We start from the raw sequence: 17,370 nt of genomic DNA, 5'->3' as shown, positions 1-17,370 counted from the left end.
ACATTATGATTTAAAATGAATTTCATAACTTTGCAGACTTTTACAAAAATTTTAATATATGGCAAATTCAAGAGCAAGAGAAACCACAGAAGCTATCGAAAGATTATATGTCTCAATGAGACACTTATTCTACAGAGGATTTTTCAAACCTTCAGGAGTTTCCGGTGAGTCATTAAGAAAACTCTTAATGGTTATCAATCCGGAAATCTACGGAAGTATGAGCATTCCTAATAAGATAGAGCTGGATGGTTTGCTTTATGTTCTTGACCGTCTTCCGGAAGGTATTGAGGAATGTTCTTTTATTCACTTAACCTCAGATGAAGGTTTTGACAAAGGAAGTTTTGAACCAATCGTTCCAAAGAAAAGACGTAGAAACTGCTACAGAATCGATGAACATCAGATGAACATCGAGGTTCTTTTGGGTCGTTCTGAGATTTATGATATTTTGACTCACTTAACTTTCCTTTATCTTGAAGCTGACAAAATCAGAAATATCGGTTTTGATTTAACTGATGGAGGAAGACCTAGACGCACTTGGAAAATCATCGAAGAAGTTGCAAAAGGAGAAAAAAAATACAGTAGAAAAGAAAAAGAAGTTGCATTGATTCATCTTTCTTCTTTCCTAGGAAGAACTTTTGATGAAACTCTAAATGCTTATAACAACTTCGGTGACGATAAAAACCCGGATCGTTTGTTCAAAATCATCTACTGGATGGGACAAATAAGTTTCGAGGATTGGAAAGAAGTGAGAGAAAGAGAAATCCATTTCTCAGCAATTCTTCAAGAGAGAGTTGGACATCATCTTTTTGGAGAAAGATGGGCCAACAAAATCAAAAAAGTTCTTGTTGAAAATGACCTTCATATGCGACCACTTCACATCATCAGCGCGAATATGCACTCGGTGAAAAATATGGTTTTCGCTAATGACGCTCTTAATAAAAAAGGAACCAAAGAAGTTGATTACAAATTATTCGCTGACATCAGTAACAAGAAAGACCTTCAGGAAAAAGTTCTTGACCACGCCTTGAAAGAAGGAATGATTTACATCGATGATAACAGCGGAAGTAATATCGACGTTCAAATCATCGACCTTGCTAAAACCGAACTTAAAAATACTGTTTTTGCTGATCAAAAGTATAAAGGAGACGATGTAATTTTGGTTTTCGATTATGCTTTCGGAGAACAAGCTTTCGAAGTAATGGACGAATTACTAAGACCTTATGAAGTGAACGGCGAAGTTTATATGATGAAAGTTAAATCGGTTTCAATAATGGGAAAAGCCGGAATCTTAACCGGAGGAAAAGGCGATATTATGATTCCAACGTCTCATATTTTTGAAGGAACAGCCGATAATTATGTTTTTGACAATGCTTTAAAAGCAACTGATTTTGTTGATGACGAGGTTAAATCTTATGAAGGTCCAATGGTTACCGTTTTAGGAACATCATTGCAGAATAAAGATATTTTATCTTACTTTATGACAACTTCTTGGAAAGCTATCGGACTGGAAATGGAAGGTGCTCATTATCAAAAAGCGATTCAGGTAGCGAGCAAAATCCGTCATCATATTTCTCCAGATTTGTTTGTAATGTATGCTTATTACGCTTCTGATAATCCATTAGAAACAGGAAGTACATTATCTTCCGGTGGACTTGGACTGACCGGAGTTAAACCAACTTATATGATTACGCATAAAATCATCGAGAAAATTCTTGAGAAGAAATAAAAATTGAAAGCCTCCTATTTGGAGGCTTTTTTTATATAAAATTCGCAATCGTGTAAATCAGCAAACCAACCAATCCACCAACCAAAGTTCCGTTGATTCTTATGAATTGTAAATCTTTTCCGACTTCCAATTCTAATTTTCTACTGAGTTCATTGCCCTCCCAATTTCCGACAGTTGTACTAATCAATTCCCCAAAATTCTGCGTATTTTTCAGAATGTATTTATATGCTGTTAATCTAACCCAATTATCAATTCGGTTTTGGAAATGTTCATCATTTTGAAGATTAGAAACAAATTCGTCGATGTTTTTTTTAACATAAGATTTTAATTTAGAATCTTCTTCTGATAATTCTTTAATTAAAGAAGATTTCACAGATTGCCAAATGTCAGATGAATATTGTTTTAGTTTGTCACTATGAAGAAAATCAGATTTTATAGAATCAAATTCTGTTTCCCATTTTGGTTCATCCTTCAGTTCTTGGGAAAAATCCAGAATTTTATTTGTGATTTCTGCTCGTAATGGATGATTAAGATCCTCTTGAACCTCCAAAAAATAATCACTTAAACCTTTCGTTATTTTTTCTGCAATTTTATTATCAACAGATTTTGGAATCAAAAAGAAACTCTCTTTTCCGACCTTTTCAGAAACCAATTCTTGATTTTCCAGAATATAATTTTTGATTTGAGAACTTAGATTCGTAATGATTTTCTGATGGTCATTTTTATTAAGGAGATATTCGATTCCGTTTCCGATAACTGAATTTAATTTGATGGACTCTGTCATTTCCTCCGCTTTATTTGAAATAAATTTCACGACAGATTCATCATCTAACTTATTCAGAATATCCTTAAGAATTGATGACAGTTCATTAATCAAAATATTTTGATTTTTATCTTTAGAAAGCCAATCCCCAACATAAACCGAAACTTTTAGTTTTTGAATGTAAGGTCGAATATTCTGAGGAGAAAGAAAGTTATCAACCACAAAACTTCCGAGATTATCACCAATCTTTTCTTTAGAATTTTCTATCAAATTAGTATGTGGGATTTTTAGTCCCAAAGGATAATTAAACAAAGCAGTAACCGCAAACCAGTCTGCCAAAGCACCAACCATTGCCGCTTCCGAAAAAGCCCGGATATAACCAATCCAATGAGAATGATTTTGTTTTTGAAGAACCGTCATCATTATGAAAGTAACAGCCATCAGAATAAATAATCCTGTTGCAAGAGTTTTGTAACGTTTGAGCTGTTGTTTTTTCAGTTCATCATTCATAAATCAAGAAAATCGAAAATCATTCCAAACAAAATTATTAATATTTGATTAAATTAGATACTTTTACACAAAGTTTTCTGATGTTTAGAAAAGTAATCAATATAGTTTTACTCATAATTGCCGGCGCAATTCTCCTTATTTATATTACTGATTATAATTATCTTTTTCGTGGAATAAAATTGACTTACCTAAGAGGAGAAAGTAGTTCTACAATTAATGATGGAAAATATTTCCCTTCCAATACCATTTCTAAAGGCATTGCCAAACCCTGGAAAACAGACATCAATTACAATCGAAAATCTTTATCAAAAGAATTACAAGATCACTTAGAAAAAACTAAATCTGTTTCTTTTTTAGTTATTAAAAACGGGAAAATTCTACAGGAAAAATATTGGGACTCATATAACAAAACTACCGCTAGCAATTCTTTTTCGATGGCAAAAACAGTCACAGTTTTACTTTTGGGAAAGGCAATTGACGATGGTAGAATCATAAATTCGAATCAAAAATTTTCCGATTTCTACCCAGATTTTTCCAAAAAAGAATTTGGAAATAATCTGACATTAGAAAATCTCGCATCTATGGAAGCCGGTTTGGACTGGAAAGAAGACTATAAAAATCCTTTTCTTCCAAATGCTGCTGCATATTATGGATTTTCATTGGCAGATGTTGTCTTTAATAAAAAACTAATAACGATGCCTGGCGAAAAATTCGAATATCAGAGTGGAGCAACACAGCTTTTAGGTTTTGCTGTTGGGAGATCTGTCGGGATACCCTTGGCTTCTTACGCTTCCAGCAAACTTTGGAAACCTCTTGGTATGGAACAAAATGCAGAATGGTCAACAGACGATCTTGGAATTGAAAAATCGTTTTGCTGCATACAATCTAATGCGCGAGATTTTGCTAAACTGGGCTCCTTGCTTCTTAATCGAGGAAAATTTGAAAATATCCCATTGATTAATGAAAGCTTTGTGAATAAAATGATAAATCCGTCTGAACATTCTAATGGTGTTTACGGAATGGGAATTTGGATTAATAATGATTCCAAAATTCATCATTATTATATGCACGGACTCTATGGTCAATACGTTATTATGATTCCAGAATATGATATGATTGTCGTAAGACTAGGCAACGAAGAAGCTCCTGAAAAAGATTCCAAAAACAGACCGAAAGAAGTGGAATTTTATGTCAACGAAGCTTTAAAATTCGCAGAGAAAAATTAATCTGCGTCGTAGTCCAACAAAGCAAAAACGCTTAATAGTGTACTGTTTTTCAGTTTCTGTTCAGCTTCTTTAATATATTGTGCTTCATTGTTAGCAGGAACATAGATTTCGTAAAAATTTTTATTTCTAATCACAAATAACGTCGAGCCAATAATCATTGTCAAAATATCTTCAGACTTTGGTGCATTGTGAAAAACGCCGGATACAATTCCCCTTTTGATAATCTCTTCCAATCTGCTGACACAAGTTTGGTAAAACTCCAAAAGATCATCTTTCACATTATCCAGAGTACGCATCTCCTGAGTCACAAAACCGTGAAAATAACTGTATTTGAATAACAAAGAAATCACATAATTCACGATTTCTTTCATCTGCATCTCCGGTTTTCCTTCTTTTATAGTCTGTGCAAACTCAGAAAAACTCTCCTTTGTCCTTTGCACACGGTACTGATAAAGATAAGACATCATCTTTTCCTTGGAACCAAAATAATAAGAAATCATCGCAACATTGATTCCCGCTTTGGTACAAATATCCCGCACAGACGTTCCGTCAAAACCTTTTTTAGCAATCAGTTCCTCCGCAACATCCAGAATTTTTGTTTGTTTATCAGTAAATTTTTTCCTCATTCTTTATGAAAGATTTAATGTAAAATTAAACTAATTTTCATCAAAAACAATAGTTATCGATTACAGAATTTAACAAAATTTAACTTTTTATGATTCGCATAATAATTTAGGCAGCTTTATCCGTCCTCCGTTCCCGCTGTTTAGCAAATTGCCAATGCTTTTCCCAAGTCCAATTTGCAAAACGAGCTCCACTCAGGCCGGGCTGCGAGCAATTCATCGTTCAAAAAAATTCATTAATTTCATATCTTTGACTATGGATTTTTTGGATTTTCATCATCACAAACAAAATAAAACCGGGATTTATAACTTGAATCTCAACGAAGAGATTCCACAAGGTAATTTTTCGGTTGGTTTGCATCCAAAAGATATTTCAGAAAACTGGAAATCCGATTTCGAAAAAATCAAAGAAATTTCTTTATCAAAAAACTGCCTTGCTATCGGCGAATGTGGTTTAGACGGATTAATTAACATCGATGAAAATCTTCAAAACGAAATCTTTCAAAATCATATTTCTTGGGCAGAAGAAATCAAGAAGCCAATTATCATCCATTGCGTTCGTAGGTTTTCGCAGATTTTACATTATAAAAAAACTAAAGTTCCATTGGTAATTCACGGTTTCAATAAAAAAGAAAATATTGGAAAAGAGCTTTTGGAAGCGGGGTTTTATCTCAGTTTTGGAAAAGCAGGTTTAGAAAACTTATCTTTGCAAAAATTGATTAAAGATTTTCCCATCCAAAAGATGTTTTTGGAAACTGATGATGCAGATTTTGACATTGCAGAATTATATGAAAAAGTTTCAGAAATCAAATCCATTTCTTTGGAAAACCTGAAAAACCAAATGTGGGAGAATCTTGAAAATGTTGTTAATTATGGATAAATTTTGGTTAGAACGCACCGAATTACTGATAAAAGATGAAGGCATTGAAAAACTGCAAAACGCTAAGGTTTTAGTTGTTGGGTTAGGCGGTGTTGGTTCTTTTGCAGCAGAATTTTTGGCAAGAGCAGGAATCGGAAAAATGATTATTGCTGATGGCGATGTTGTTGACATAACCAATATTAACCGACAATTACCAGCGCTTCATTCTACAGTTGGACAACATAAAGTAGAGTTGGTTGGAGACCGATTAATGGATATCAATCCCAATCTTGAGCTTACAAAAATCAATGAGTTTTTGGAGCCGGAAAGAATGGAAGAATTAATCAAGTCAGAAAAATTCGATTACGTTTTGGACTGCATCGATTCTTTGACCCCGAAAATAGCATTAATGATAACTTGCCGCAGAAACAAAGTCAAATTAGTTTCATCTATGGGAGCTGGTGGAAAGACTGACCCAAGCAAAGTAATGGTTCGCGATCTGCATAAAACAAGAGATTGTCTATTGGCAAGACAAGTAAGAAAACGTTTGAAAAAAGAGAAAATCAACAAAGGTTTCCGTTGCGTTTTCTCAACAGAAGTACAAGATGAAAACAGCTTGAAAATGACTGATGGAAGTAATTTTAAGAGATCTTTCTATGGAACAATCAGTTTCATTCCTGCACTTTTTGGCTTATATGCTGCTGCAGAAGTTATCAATCATTTAACTGGAAGACAATAAATTTTGGATACAAACAGCTACCCTTCTCACGAAAAACTGAAAAAAAAATACGAGATAGATTTGCTTTTTGCTAAAGGGAAGTGGCTTTCTGTAGATAACATCAGAATTATTCATCTAAAATCTTCGGATAAACTTACGATTGATAATCATAAAATAGGTGTTTCTGTTTCAAAGAAATTTTTCAAAAGAGCTGTTGACAGAAACCGCATAAAGCGCTTGTTAAGAGAATCTTATCGACTAAACAAATCTGCTTATATCAATGCTTTTGGAGACCAATCTATCGCAATGCTTTTTTGGGCATCTAAGGAATTGCCCGAAAGTTTTTCAGTAGTTGAAAAACAGTTTCTTAATCTTTGTAAGAAAAGAACTGGATAAACATTTCTATTTAATTTGTAATTTTATTCTCAAAGAAATTACAAATGGAACATATTTTACCTTACCTTCTGAGCACTTTTATCGGAATTGGATTAGCTGCCGCTTCTGGTTTTCGAGTCTTTCTACCTCTATTTGCGGTTAGCCTTTCATCTTATCTTGGATGGATTCCGATGAGTGATAATTTCGAATGGCTTTCTGGATTACCAACTCTTATCACAACTGGCGTTGCAACAGTTATTGAGATTTTGGCTTATTATATTCCTGTTGTTGATAATTTTTTGGATACGCTTTCTATTCCGTTGGCAACTATTGCAGGATCTATACTTTTCGCAAGTCAGTTTATGGAGTTGGGAACATTTCCCCAGTGGGCTTTGGCATTGATTGCCGGAGGAGGAACTGCTGCTACAATTGCTTCTGGATTTGCCGGAACACGAGCCGCTTCTACAGCTACAACTGCAGGAATAGGCAATAATGTTGTCGCAACCACAGAAACTGCCGGAGCTGGATTGATGTCTGTTCTTTCTATTTTTCTTCCCGTTATTGCTTTTATACTGGCAATTGTATTGATTATTGCAGTCTTGTTTTTTGGTCGGAAACTTTGGAGGAAGATGAAGACGCAGAATTCTGGAATATTCTAAAATAAAAAATCCCGCTAATGCGGGATTTTTTATTTTTAATGGATGTAATCTGATTATTAGTTTACAACAATATCGTCAATTTGAACTGTAGTCGTTACACCTGGGTTTACACCCTCATATTTGAACACAATAAATCCATTTCCAGTAACACTCGCAGGGATATTATAAGTTCCTGCAGGAGCTAATGTTCCATATCCAGAAGCTGGTGTTTTAGGCACAGTGAAGTTAGAAGTGATATCAGTCAACGTTGCTGTTGAAATATCAGAACCAGCTGTGTAATTTGTAGTAGTATATACTTTCAAAGCATCTCCGTTATAGAAACCAACATTAACTTTAAATGCAAATGAATTAGCCGCTGTAAAATCAACTGGGACAATAAAGTATGTATGAATAATTCCTGGAGCTGGAGCCGCATTTGCTGATAGCTGAATATACTTATTACTATTAAAAGATCTAATTTCCCAATATCTACTACCAAGTTCAGCATAGTTTATATACTTAGGGAAATTATTAAAATATGGCGCTGCAGCATTAGCAGGATAACTTTCAAAATTTTCCGTAAAAGATCCTAAGAATTTAATATCACTTCCTCCTACGATACCCGTTGCGAATCTCTCTTTAGTAAAATTAATATCATTTAAACTTCTGATCAACATTTGGAATCCAGAATTATATCTACTTACAACAAAGGTTAATTCTCCTGATTCTTTAGGTAATAATTTTGATCCAAAAGTGGAAAATCCAGAGTTTCTAATAAGTGATGTTTCACCTGTTTTGTCTATTATAGCTCTATCAGTATCTTGACCAACACCTGCAATATAATTGATAAAAGTTGTTGGCTGAGGTAACACTAACTCTTTAGCAAACTGAACATTATCTACAGATACTAGAGTATTCAAATACTTTTCTGCACTAGCATCCTTAAGTGATGGTAGTTTTGTTGGTACCAAAGTAGCAATATCCATTCTATTATTTCCGTTACAAACACCTGCAAGATATCTTGTCAAAAGGATACTTGGGATTCTTCCAATAGCATAAGTTGGGTCAATAGAACCAATTTTTCTAGTACCTCTATCCCATCCTAAAACAAGACCGTTAGCCTTGATACGGATATGCGCTCCTACTGGAAAATCTGCATAATTAGAAGCTTTATCAACTTCTAATGACAATCCTACAGTTGGATTTTCTGCTTTATCTTGAAAAGAAATTGTTTTATAAAAGTTACCATTTTCGTCCGATGATACAATATAAGCATCAAAAATTATAGGAGCTCCATCTGCCGGAATTTTGTAAGTACCTGATGTAGGTGCTAAAGCAGCAAAAGCAGCCATTGTGGTTGTAGGTTCATCAAATCTGTTATTGCAAAGAATCTCTGGAGCGTTCCAGTCATCATCTTTAACACAAGAAGTATAGGTCATCGCAACGATTGCAGAAAAGACCAAAGTTTTGATTGTTGTATATGTTTTCATTATTATAATTTTTAAAATCTAACTTGTAAATTAACGAAATAAGAACGCCCTTGTGTATACCAATATTTAGGAGCGAATAATGTTTGGCTTCTGTTAAAATCTTCTTGGAAGCCATCAAATTTAACGTTTCTTGTCTGCTCAAAACCTCCAGTAATATACTTAGTATTATCAAAGATATTATTTACAGATGCAGAGATTAACAAATAATATTTACCAAACATCCAAGACTTACCTACGTTTGCATTGATAAAATAAGCAGCAGGTAATTTGTTTGGCGCCAGTAATCTTCTGAGTTCATCTGGAGTAGCACTCGCATAAGGTGTTCCTGAGTTACTATTTTGTACAAAACTTTGAGATCTTAATAGTGCCGATGGATCTAAATAATTGTTGTCTAAATAATTCCAGTTAGCACCAAACCACCAATATTTTGGAGAATTATATCTAAAACCAGCAGAGAAAGCCATTTGTGGTGTTCCTCCTTGTTTATAATTCTTAAGGTCAGATTTACCAAACTGCACAAAAGATTGTCCGTTTCCGAAAACTCCAATTGCATCAGAAGCAAAATAAACATCTGGATTGTTACGGTAAGTATACTCACCATAACTAGCTACACCTTGTAGGGATAATGTAGGTAATACTTTGAAATCAACGCCAAGTTCTGCGCCCATATTTCTCTTCTCTACATTAGACATTACCTGTGTTACAAAAGCACTCTGAATGTATTGTCCACCTGTATTAGTATCTGTAGTTCCTCCACTTGCAGAATTATCAATTTGGATACCGTCTGCAAAGAATCTCTGTACACTTGTTTCATTTTGAGTATCAATTAAAAATACTGATGCTCTTATTTTGAACAATGGAGAATTAATCACATAACTCAAGTCATTAGCATTGATAACTGTATTTTTAATATTTGGTGCAACAGAAGAATTAAGTCTTGGGTTGATGAATAAATCTTCTAAATATGGTGCTTGGGAAAAGAATGAACCATTATAAACCAAGAAGTTTCTCCCGTTTATTTTATAGATAATCTGTCCTTTCAAACCAAAATTCCAGAAGTCATAATCTTTGCTTTTTCCAAATGAATCAGCATAAAGATAGTGCTTGAATAATCCTTCTCTGCTAGATGTTGAATAGCCTGCAAGTGCAGAAACAAAAACATCAAATTTGCCTTCTGAAAACTTAAGTCCTGGATTAACTTTTACCTCTTGTCTTCTGAAGATATAGTTATAAAGTAATCTGTCACCAACTTTTTTAGCAACATCTGTTTCTCCTTCATTATATAAAGCTGATGTTCCAGGGTTATTAGTTGCCGCAAACGGATCTTTGTTGAATACAAAATCAGCTCCTAACAAATCATTAACTTCTCTGTAAAGCTCTGATCTATAGTTCTGATAAGAGACATTCAACATAAATTTTGTCTTATCCGTAAAGTTGTAAGTATAATGCGTTGCAGCATTCCAGATTTTATCATCACTTACATCATTTACTAGATAATACAATGCTCTGTTACCTGTTACTCCATATTGTGTTACAGGAGACTGTCCCATATTGGCAGCATATAATCTGTTCCAATTGATTTGAGTTACATTTGGGTCTCCATTTTGCCAAGCAGTACGAGATGCCTGATAAGCATCTCCTGCCGCTAGATAAGTTCCAGAATTTGGATCCCATGTGAAAGCATCTTCATTCAATGATCCGAAATAACTTGGTAGATTTCTGTAATATGTAGGAGAAGGGTTTGGTACACTTTGCCAATCTAGCCTAGATCCTTTATCTTTTCCAAATTGATAAGATAATGATGTCCATAAGTTTGATTTCTTATTAATTTTCCAAAAATCCTGTAATTGGAAAACTGGTTGGAAACCTTTTCTTACTCTTTCACTTCTTTTTTCTCCATCTTGCCATCCCCAATAAGAATTATAATGCACACCTCTGTAGTCATAAACTTCTTGAGTACTTGGACTTGCGGTAGATCTTCTGTATGGAGAAGCAAAAGCATTGAAAGTCATTGTGTGACTATCGCTGAATTTTTTCTCAACACCTAGATAAGTTCCATAAGCATCATAGAAAGTTCCTTCTTGGATGCCTTCTTCAGCCCATCTTTTAGCTCCCATCAAAGTGAAAGCCCAGCCACTCTTAGACATTCCAGAAGAATATCTTAAAGAAACTCTTTGTCTGTAATTTCTGTTTGTAATAGAATAAACTGCTTGGAAACCTTTTCTGTACTCGCTAGCTCTGGTATTTTTGTAAATAACACCAGTTGCTCCACCAAATGCATATTCTGAAGGAGAATGGTTAGCAGCGATTTCTGGATATCTTACAATCTCATTCAGACCTCCCCAGTTTGAGAAATCCACATTACCATTATCAGATTTTACCATAGAAACTCCATTCAACATGTTTTCTGAAGTTCTACCATCTACACCTCTAGGTCTGAACCAATAAGCTCCCAAGTCAAAACTTGCAATTCTATTGAAAACATCCTGAGAAGACTGTAAAAGACCAACTGTAGAAGATTGTCCGCTATTTTCATCATCACCAGTATCAAGGATTGCAAGACCTTGATCTGCTCCTGTCAATGTAGAATAAAGGGTAATAACCCCCAAGTCTTTTCTTTTTTCAGTAGTAATATCAAATTCCAAAGTTTTTGTCTCGAAATTTGACTTTGATACCACAATTTGATAATGCCCGGTCTTCAAATCTACAAATTGGAAATAACCAATTTTGTCTGCCGTAACATCATTACCTTCTCCTTTTAGATCTACTCTTGCTTTTTCTACTGGTTTTCCATCAGCATCTTTCAGGTATGCAAAAACCGTAGTCTGTGCAAAATAAAATGACGCTGGAAGCACTGTAAACAAGGAGATTAATGATAATTTTTTAATCATAAATCAATTAGGTTTTGTTTGCTCTTTTTTCTAATATACAGTCCGTTAAACACGGAAGGCAAATGTATATAAATTTTTGATAATTATAACTTTTTAACATTTTTTTTATTTTAACAAATCATCAATTATTTAAAACATAATTATGAATTTTCAAAAACATCAAATTTTTATTTTGCAACTATTCAAAAAAAATTACTTTTGTAGCCTTACATTTTTTTATATATGAAAAATATTTTAAGCTTGATAGCTATCTTAAGTATTTCCTTATTATCTGCACAACAAAAAAGACAAGTTCGTGCGGCGACAGTTGGATTCTTAAACGTTGAAAACCTTTGGGATACCGTTCGTTCCGCAGATTATATAGATGGAACAAAAGATAGAAGCAACCCTGCATTTCACAGAAGCGTACCTTTGGATTCTATAAAATATCTGGAAGTTACAGAAAAAGATTACAAAGGTCCTTGGAATGATGAGTCACTTGTGGGAAAAAAAGTGGTAAGAATCCAAGGTGGTTCAGAAGAGTTCACTCCAAAAAGCAGTAAGAACTATACATATAAAGTATATAAACAAAAACTGGAAAATGCCGCAAAAGTAATTTCCGAAATGGGAAAATCTTACACCAATACAGCTCCTGTGGTTGTAGGTCTATTAGAAATTGAAAATAGACAAGTGGTTGAAGACCTTGTAAAAGAACCAGCTTTAGCTAAGTATGATTATGGTGTCATTCATTATAATGGATATGATTATAGAGGTATAGATCCTGCATTTATTTATCAGAAAAGAAGGTTTACTCCTAGCAAATCTTGGACTAAAGAAGTGAAAATTTTTGGTGAAAGTGGAAATAGAGAATATACAAGAGACATTCTTGTTGTTACTGGTTTTTTAGATAACGAAAAGGTAGCCTTTTTCTTAAATCACTGGCCATCTAGAAGAGGAGGAGAAGCTGTTTCTTTACCAAAAAGAAATCTTGCAGCCACTGTTCTTAGAAAAGAAATGGATAGTGTGAAAGCTTTGGATCCTTCTACAAAATTGTTTGCAATGGGAGATTTTAATGACGATCCTATAAGTCCTAGTCTTAAAAACTATCTAAAAGCTGTGGGTAACCCTAAAAATTTAACAGAAGAGAATCATTACCTTAACCTTATGTATCCTTTATATAAGAAAGGAATTGCATCGTTAGCTTATCAAGATGCTCCAAACTTGTTTGATCAGATTATTGTTTCTTCAAATCTTTATGCTCCTAGTAATGAGATTAGAAAAGATTATACAATATTTAAAACCGAAATATTTGCTCCCGCATATCTTGTAACCAAGGAAGGAAATTACAAAGGTTATCCTTTTAGATCCTGGGCTGGAGATCAATTCACAGGTGGTTATTCCGACCACTTCCCAGCATTTGTGATTTTGCAAAAAGATCCAACACCTTAAGAAAAATTCTATCATATATCAACCGTTTCAAAATTTGAAACGGTTTTTTGTTTATGATAGTTGAATTATTTGGGCAGCTTTATCCGCCTTCCGCTCCCAAACCTAACGAAGCGGTTCGACGTAGTCAATCTTTTTGCCATTGCGAACGAAGTGAAGCAATCTGTTGTACTTTTGTACCATCGCAATAACAAAAAGGATTTCCGCTCAAGTTGGGCTGCAAGCCATTCATCTGGTTATAAAATATGTTATAACTTTAAAGAAATCATTAAAAAATGAAAAACCTCATCGCCATATTAATTATTTCAGGATTTATCTGGTCTTGTTCCACAACCTCAAAACCATCGCCTGAAAATCAAAATCATTCTTTATCAACCCAGAAAAAGACAGATTCTGCGGATGAATGGGAAATCACCGTTTTCGATACCGAATATGAAACCTTTGTAACAACAAAAGCTCAACCAAAATCAATGTTCACGGAAAGTAGTTTAAAATCTCGAAATCAAATTCTTGTTATCGAATGGAACAGTAGGTTCTATTCAGGAATCAATCCGAATTTTTATGAAGTCGCCATAAATTATGACCAAAAAGAAAATTATGGCTTTGACTTCGAATACAGATTATATCAGTTCTTCGCTTATTGCAACTGGAAATACGGAATCCAATTTAATGGATTAAGAGGAGTCGATAAAACAAAATAAAAAAGACTGCAAAACTGCAGTCTTTAATTTTTATAGTTAAAGAGAAATTATGCAATTCCTTCTTCTTCTCCTTTTAGCTTTTCTGCATTTTCTGCCATTATCACAGCATCCATCATTTCCTGTATATCGCCGTTCATATAAGCATCCAGATTATACATAGATTTGTTGATTCTGTGGTCTGTAACCCTTCCCTGAGGATAATTATAAGTTTTGATTTTTGCAGAACGGTCACCTGTGGAAACCATTGTTTTTCTTTGTGCCGCAATATCACCAACCACTTCCTGAAGTTTGATGTCGTACAATTTTGCACGCAGCATTTCCATAGCTAACTCTCTGTTAGCCAACTGAGAACGGGCTTGCTGGCAAACTACAACCAATCCAGAAGGTTTGTGTGTTAACTGAACTTTAGTCTCAACTTTGTTTACGTTTTGTCCACCAGCACCTCCTGAACGAGAAGTCTGCATTTCTATATCAGCAGGATTGATTTCAACGTCCACTTCTTCAGCTTCCGGTAAAACGGCAATCGTGATTGCAGAAGTATGTACACGACCTTGAGATTCGGTTTCAGGAACACGCTGAACACGATGAACTCCAGACTCGAATTTCATAATTCCGTAAACGCTTTCCCCTTGAACTTTCATTATGAGTTCTTTATAACCTTTAGACGCTTCACTGGAATCGGTAACTTCGTGCTTCCAACCTCTTGTTTTGAAATACATCGTGTACATTCTGTACATATCCTCCACAAAAATAGCAGCTTCGTCTCCTCCAGTTCCAGAACGCATTTCCAGAATGATGTTTTTATCATCAGCGGGGTCTTTCGGAATTAGAAGGTATTTCAATTCTTCCTCAAAAGCAGGAAGTTTTTCCATAGCTTCATATTTTTCTTCCTTGGCCATTTCCACGAATTCTTTATCAGAACCGTCAGCAATGATTTCGTCAGATTCAGCAATTGTATCCAAGGCATTTTTATATTCATCAAAAACTTTCACGATTTTTCCCAAATCGCTGTATTCTTTGTTGAGTGTAGAGTATTTTTTTTGGTCAGAAATAACATCCGGCTGGATGATAAGGTCTGCAACCTCGTTATATCGTTGTTTTATCGCTTCCAGTTTCGGAATTAATGACTTAGACATAGGTAAATTTTAGTTTGCAAAGATACGGATTTAACTTTTAAGATGGAAGCGGGATGATGGATGATGGAAGTTTCCAAATTATATTCACCAAAGACTCTATCTATTATTAGTAATTTAATTATTCTCCTTATGAATCTTTTTTTGTCTTTGTGGTTAAAAACAGAAAAGTCCATTCCTTAAAGGATGGACTTTTTTATATATTGTTTCGCTTTGAGTGCAATCTCTCACGAAAAGAAAATTGCCAAATTAGTGGTGATGACCGTGAGAAACTGGTTTTTCTCCTGCAGGTCTTTGGTAGATAACTTCCACACCTTCTTGTTCATACAATTTTTTGTATCGTACTTTTTCCGGGTCAAAGTTTTTGTTGATTTTCCCAAAATATTCCGCAACACCTTCAGTTAACCAAAGTGGTACGATAAATCCGAAAAACATCAAAATACACCAGAATCCGCACAACATCATTGTGAAGAAATAAACGGTCCAAAGAAATTGGTAAAACGGCCAAAAAGCTGATAACATCATAATGCTATATATTTTGAGCAAAAATAGGACTTTTTCTTTTTAAGACAAAAGATAAAAGCTGATTTTTACTATTTATTTTAAATTTAAATTAACTAATGCGCAAGATTTGCGAAGAAATCATTGCCTTTATCATCTGTAATAATGAACGCAGGGAAATCTTTCACTTCGATTTTTCTTACTGCTTCCATTCCTAATTCTGGGAAATCTACCACCTCAACAGAAAGAATATTATCCTTTGCTAAAATTGCAGCGGGACCTCCGATAGAGCCTAAATAAAAACCTCCATATTTGTGGCAGGCATTGGTCACATCTGCTGTTCTGTTACCTTTCGCAAGCATAATCATACTTCCGCCGTGACTTTGGAACTCATCTACATATACATCCATTCTTCCTGCCGTTGTTGGCCCGAAACTTCCTGAAGCCATTCCTTCCGGAGTTTTAGCCGGTCCTGCGTAATAAATGGGGTGGTTTTTAAAATATTCAGGCATTGGCTGTCCAGCATCCAATAATTCTTTAATCTTTGCGTGAGCAATATCTCTTGCAACAATCAAAGTTCCGGTCAACTTCAATCTTGTTTTGATGGGATATTTGGAAAGCTCGGCTAGAATTTCTGGCATTGGTTTATTCAGATCAATCTCAACCGCTTCTTCCAAATGAGGTGGCGTTGCAGGCAAAAATCTTTTTGGATCTTGTTCTAATTGCTCCAGAAAAATACCTTCTTTCGTAATTTTTCCTTTGATATTTCGGTCTGCTGAACAGGAAACGCCCATTCCAACCGGACAAGAAGCGGCGTGACGCGGTAATCTGATTACTCTGACGTCGTGTGTTAAATATTTTCCGCCAAACTGTGCTCCAATTGCACTTTCCTGGCAGATTTTCTGAACTTTTGCTTCCCATTCCAAATCTCTGAAAGCCTGTCCAGCTTCATTTCCTTCGGTCGGAAGATTATCATAATATTTCGCTGATGCTTTTTTAACGGCTGCTAAGTTAGCCTCTGCAGAAGTTCCACCAATCACCAAAGCCAAGTGATAAGGAGGACAGGCAGCTGTTCCCAAATCTGAAATTTTCTCTTTGATAAATTCTTCAAGAGATTTTTCATTCAGTAAAGATTTTGTTTTTTGATAAAGGAATGTTTTGTTGGCAGAACCTCCTCCTTTTGTTAGGAATAGGAATTCGTAGTAATCTCCTTTTTTAGCATAAATATCAATCTGCGCCGGAAGATTTGAACCCGAGTTTTTCTCATCAAACATCGTCAAAGGAACCACCTGAGAATATCTTAAGTTTCTTTTTTGATAAGTATTAAAAATCCCTTTGCTTAGATATTCAGCATCATCAACACCAGTGTAAACATTTTCTCCTTTTTTACCCATCACAATTGCTGTTCCTGTATCTTGACAAGACGGTAAAGCGCCTTCTACTGCAACCGCTGCATTTTGCAATAAGTTATAAGCCACAAATCTGTCGTTATCAGTCGCTTCAGGATCATCAATAATTCTTCTAAGACTTTCCAAATGTGAAGAACGGAGCATAAAAGAAACGTCTGCCATTGCTTCTTCCGCCAAAAGTTCGAGTCCTTTCGGATCGATGGTTAAAATTTCTCTGTCTCCTAATTTTTCAACTTTTACGAAGTCCGAAGTCAATTTTTTGTAAACCGTATCATCTTTTAGAATCGGATACGGATCCTGATATATGAAATCCATTATTTTATTTTAAAACCGCGTAAATTTACTCCGACCAGAAAAATATTTGCTAAAATCTGATGATAAT

15 protein-coding genes are annotated in these 17,370 nt (G+C 34.8%); 8 read left to right on the top strand and 7 right to left on the bottom strand.

Annotation, left to right across the window (positions count from 1 at the left end; translation table 11 throughout):
* Positions 1–58: 58 nt before the first annotated feature.
* Complete coding sequence (locus tag V7P73_RS02640; RefSeq protein WP_333851247.1) at positions 59–1,726, top strand: DUF6909 family protein; 1,668 nt, start codon at positions 59–61, stop codon at positions 1,724–1,726.
* A gap of 31 nt (positions 1,727–1,757) precedes the next feature.
* Here the strand turns inward: V7P73_RS02640 and V7P73_RS02635 are convergent, their stop codons facing one another.
* Positions 1,758–2,999: a DUF445 domain-containing protein gene (locus V7P73_RS02635; protein ID WP_333851245.1), complete on the bottom strand. Its 1,242-nt coding sequence runs from the start codon at positions 2,997–2,999 to the stop codon at positions 1,758–1,760.
* 80 nt (positions 3,000–3,079) lie between these two features.
* On the opposite strand from V7P73_RS02635, the gene V7P73_RS02630 reads away from it, so the two are divergent.
* On the top strand, positions 3,080–4,225 hold the full coding sequence (locus tag V7P73_RS02630; protein ID WP_333851244.1) for a serine hydrolase domain-containing protein: 1,146 nt from the start codon (positions 3,080–3,082) through the stop codon (positions 4,223–4,225).
* On the opposite strand, the gene V7P73_RS02625 is transcribed toward V7P73_RS02630, so the two are convergent.
* Positions 4,222–4,851 (bottom strand): TetR/AcrR family transcriptional regulator, encoded by a 630-nt coding sequence (locus V7P73_RS02625; protein ID WP_333851242.1) that lies wholly within the window; start codon positions 4,849–4,851, stop codon positions 4,222–4,224. The genes V7P73_RS02630 and V7P73_RS02625 overlap by 4 nt on opposite strands.
* A gap of 253 nt (positions 4,852–5,104) precedes the next feature.
* Between V7P73_RS02625 and V7P73_RS02620 the strand changes: the two genes are divergently transcribed.
* Genes V7P73_RS02620 through V7P73_RS02605 form a run of 4 tightly spaced genes read left to right on the top strand, consistent with a single transcriptional unit; the run spans position 5,105 to position 7,459 of the window.
* Complete coding sequence (locus tag V7P73_RS02620) at positions 5,105–5,728, top strand: TatD family hydrolase (protein WP_333851240.1); 624 nt, start codon at positions 5,105–5,107, stop codon at positions 5,726–5,728.
* Positions 5,721–6,446 (top strand): tRNA threonylcarbamoyladenosine dehydratase, encoded by a 726-nt coding sequence (locus tag V7P73_RS02615; protein ID WP_333851238.1) that lies wholly within the window; start codon positions 5,721–5,723, stop codon positions 6,444–6,446. The genes V7P73_RS02620 and V7P73_RS02615 overlap by 8 nt, the downstream gene beginning before the upstream one ends.
* A 3-nt stretch (positions 6,447–6,449) precedes the next feature.
* Positions 6,450–6,821 carry a ribonuclease P protein component gene (rnpA, locus tag V7P73_RS02610; RefSeq protein ID WP_333851236.1) on the top strand — a complete coding sequence of 124 codons (372 nt, stop codon included), beginning with the start codon at positions 6,450–6,452 and terminating at the stop codon, positions 6,819–6,821.
* 44 nt (positions 6,822–6,865) lie between these two features.
* Positions 6,866–7,459 (top strand): DUF4126 domain-containing protein, encoded by a 594-nt coding sequence (locus V7P73_RS02605; RefSeq protein WP_333851234.1) that lies wholly within the window; start codon positions 6,866–6,868, stop codon positions 7,457–7,459.
* Between the two features lie 56 nt (positions 7,460–7,515).
* Here V7P73_RS02605 and V7P73_RS02600 read toward each other — a convergent pair whose 3' ends face one another.
* Positions 7,516–8,928, bottom strand: coding sequence for a DUF5689 domain-containing protein (locus V7P73_RS02600; RefSeq protein WP_333851232.1), 1,413 nt, complete (start codon positions 8,926–8,928; stop codon positions 7,516–7,518).
* 11 nt (positions 8,929–8,939) lie between these two features.
* Positions 8,940–11,819 carry a carboxypeptidase-like regulatory domain-containing protein gene (locus V7P73_RS02595; RefSeq protein ID WP_333851230.1) on the bottom strand — a complete coding sequence of 960 codons (2,880 nt, stop codon included), beginning with the start codon at positions 11,817–11,819 and terminating at the stop codon, positions 8,940–8,942.
* A gap of 222 nt (positions 11,820–12,041) precedes the next feature.
* Between V7P73_RS02595 and V7P73_RS02590 the strand changes: the two genes are divergently transcribed.
* Positions 12,042–13,247: an endonuclease/exonuclease/phosphatase family protein gene (locus V7P73_RS02590; protein WP_333851228.1), complete on the top strand. Its 1,206-nt coding sequence runs from the start codon at positions 12,042–12,044 to the stop codon at positions 13,245–13,247.
* Between the two features lie 272 nt (positions 13,248–13,519).
* On the top strand, positions 13,520–13,945 hold the full coding sequence (locus tag V7P73_RS02585; protein ID WP_333851226.1) for a DUF6146 family protein: 426 nt from the start codon (positions 13,520–13,522) through the stop codon (positions 13,943–13,945).
* Between the two features lie 47 nt (positions 13,946–13,992).
* On the opposite strand, the gene prfA is transcribed toward V7P73_RS02585, so the two are convergent.
* The 3 genes from prfA to V7P73_RS02570 form a co-directional block, all read right to left on the bottom strand.
* A complete protein-coding gene (prfA, locus tag V7P73_RS02580; protein ID WP_333851224.1) occupies positions 13,993–15,081 on the bottom strand; it encodes a peptide chain release factor 1 in 1,089 nt (362 codons plus the stop codon).
* 246 nt (positions 15,082–15,327) lie between these two features.
* A complete protein-coding gene (locus V7P73_RS02575; RefSeq protein ID WP_312420306.1) occupies positions 15,328–15,603 on the bottom strand; it encodes a hypothetical protein in 276 nt (91 codons plus the stop codon).
* Between the two features lie 92 nt (positions 15,604–15,695).
* Positions 15,696–17,303 carry a fumarate hydratase gene (locus V7P73_RS02570; protein ID WP_333851222.1) on the bottom strand — a complete coding sequence of 536 codons (1,608 nt, stop codon included), beginning with the start codon at positions 17,301–17,303 and terminating at the stop codon, positions 15,696–15,698.
* Positions 17,304–17,370: the final 67 nt, after the last annotated feature.

This window comes from Epilithonimonas sp. (genome assembly GCF_036780765.1).
Lineage (GTDB): Bacteria > Bacteroidota > Bacteroidia > Flavobacteriales > Weeksellaceae > Epilithonimonas.
The sequence above is the reverse complement of the archived record's forward strand: the minus strand, read 5'-3'. Positions and strand labels throughout refer to the sequence as shown.

Bases quoted from the DNA above. Each gene is read 5' to 3' on its own strand.
- V7P73_RS02635 (WP_333851245.1), bottom strand. From the start codon at position 2,999: ATGAATGATGAACTGAAAAAACAACAGCTCAAACGTTACAAAACTCTT.
- V7P73_RS02620 (WP_333851240.1), top strand. From the start codon at position 5,105: ATGGATTTTTTGGATTTTCATCATCACAAACAAAATAAAACCGGGATT.
- V7P73_RS02615 (WP_333851238.1), top strand. From the start codon at position 5,721: ATGGATAAATTTTGGTTAGAACGCACCGAATTACTGATAAAAGATGAA.
- V7P73_RS02570 (WP_333851222.1), bottom strand. From the start codon at position 17,303: ATGGATTTCATATATCAGGATCCGTATCCGATTCTAAAAGATGATACG.
- V7P73_RS02600 (WP_333851232.1), bottom strand. From the start codon at position 8,928: ATGAAAACATATACAACAATCAAAACTTTGGTCTTTTCTGCAATCGTT.
- V7P73_RS02640 (WP_333851247.1), top strand. From the start codon at position 59: ATGGCAAATTCAAGAGCAAGAGAAACCACAGAAGCTATCGAAAGATTA.
- V7P73_RS02585 (WP_333851226.1), top strand. From the start codon at position 13,520: ATGAAAAACCTCATCGCCATATTAATTATTTCAGGATTTATCTGGTCT.
- prfA (WP_333851224.1), bottom strand. From the start codon at position 15,081: ATGTCTAAGTCATTAATTCCGAAACTGGAAGCGATAAAACAACGATAT.
- V7P73_RS02595 (WP_333851230.1), bottom strand. From the start codon at position 11,819: ATGATTAAAAAATTATCATTAATCTCCTTGTTTACAGTGCTTCCAGCG.
- V7P73_RS02625 (WP_333851242.1), bottom strand. From the start codon at position 4,851: ATGAGGAAAAAATTTACTGATAAACAAACAAAAATTCTGGATGTTGCG.
- V7P73_RS02590 (WP_333851228.1), top strand. From the start codon at position 12,042: ATGAAAAATATTTTAAGCTTGATAGCTATCTTAAGTATTTCCTTATTA.
- V7P73_RS02630 (WP_333851244.1), top strand. From the start codon at position 3,080: ATGTTTAGAAAAGTAATCAATATAGTTTTACTCATAATTGCCGGCGCA.
- V7P73_RS02605 (WP_333851234.1), top strand. From the start codon at position 6,866: ATGGAACATATTTTACCTTACCTTCTGAGCACTTTTATCGGAATTGGA.
- V7P73_RS02575 (WP_312420306.1), bottom strand. From the start codon at position 15,603: ATGATGTTATCAGCTTTTTGGCCGTTTTACCAATTTCTTTGGACCGTT.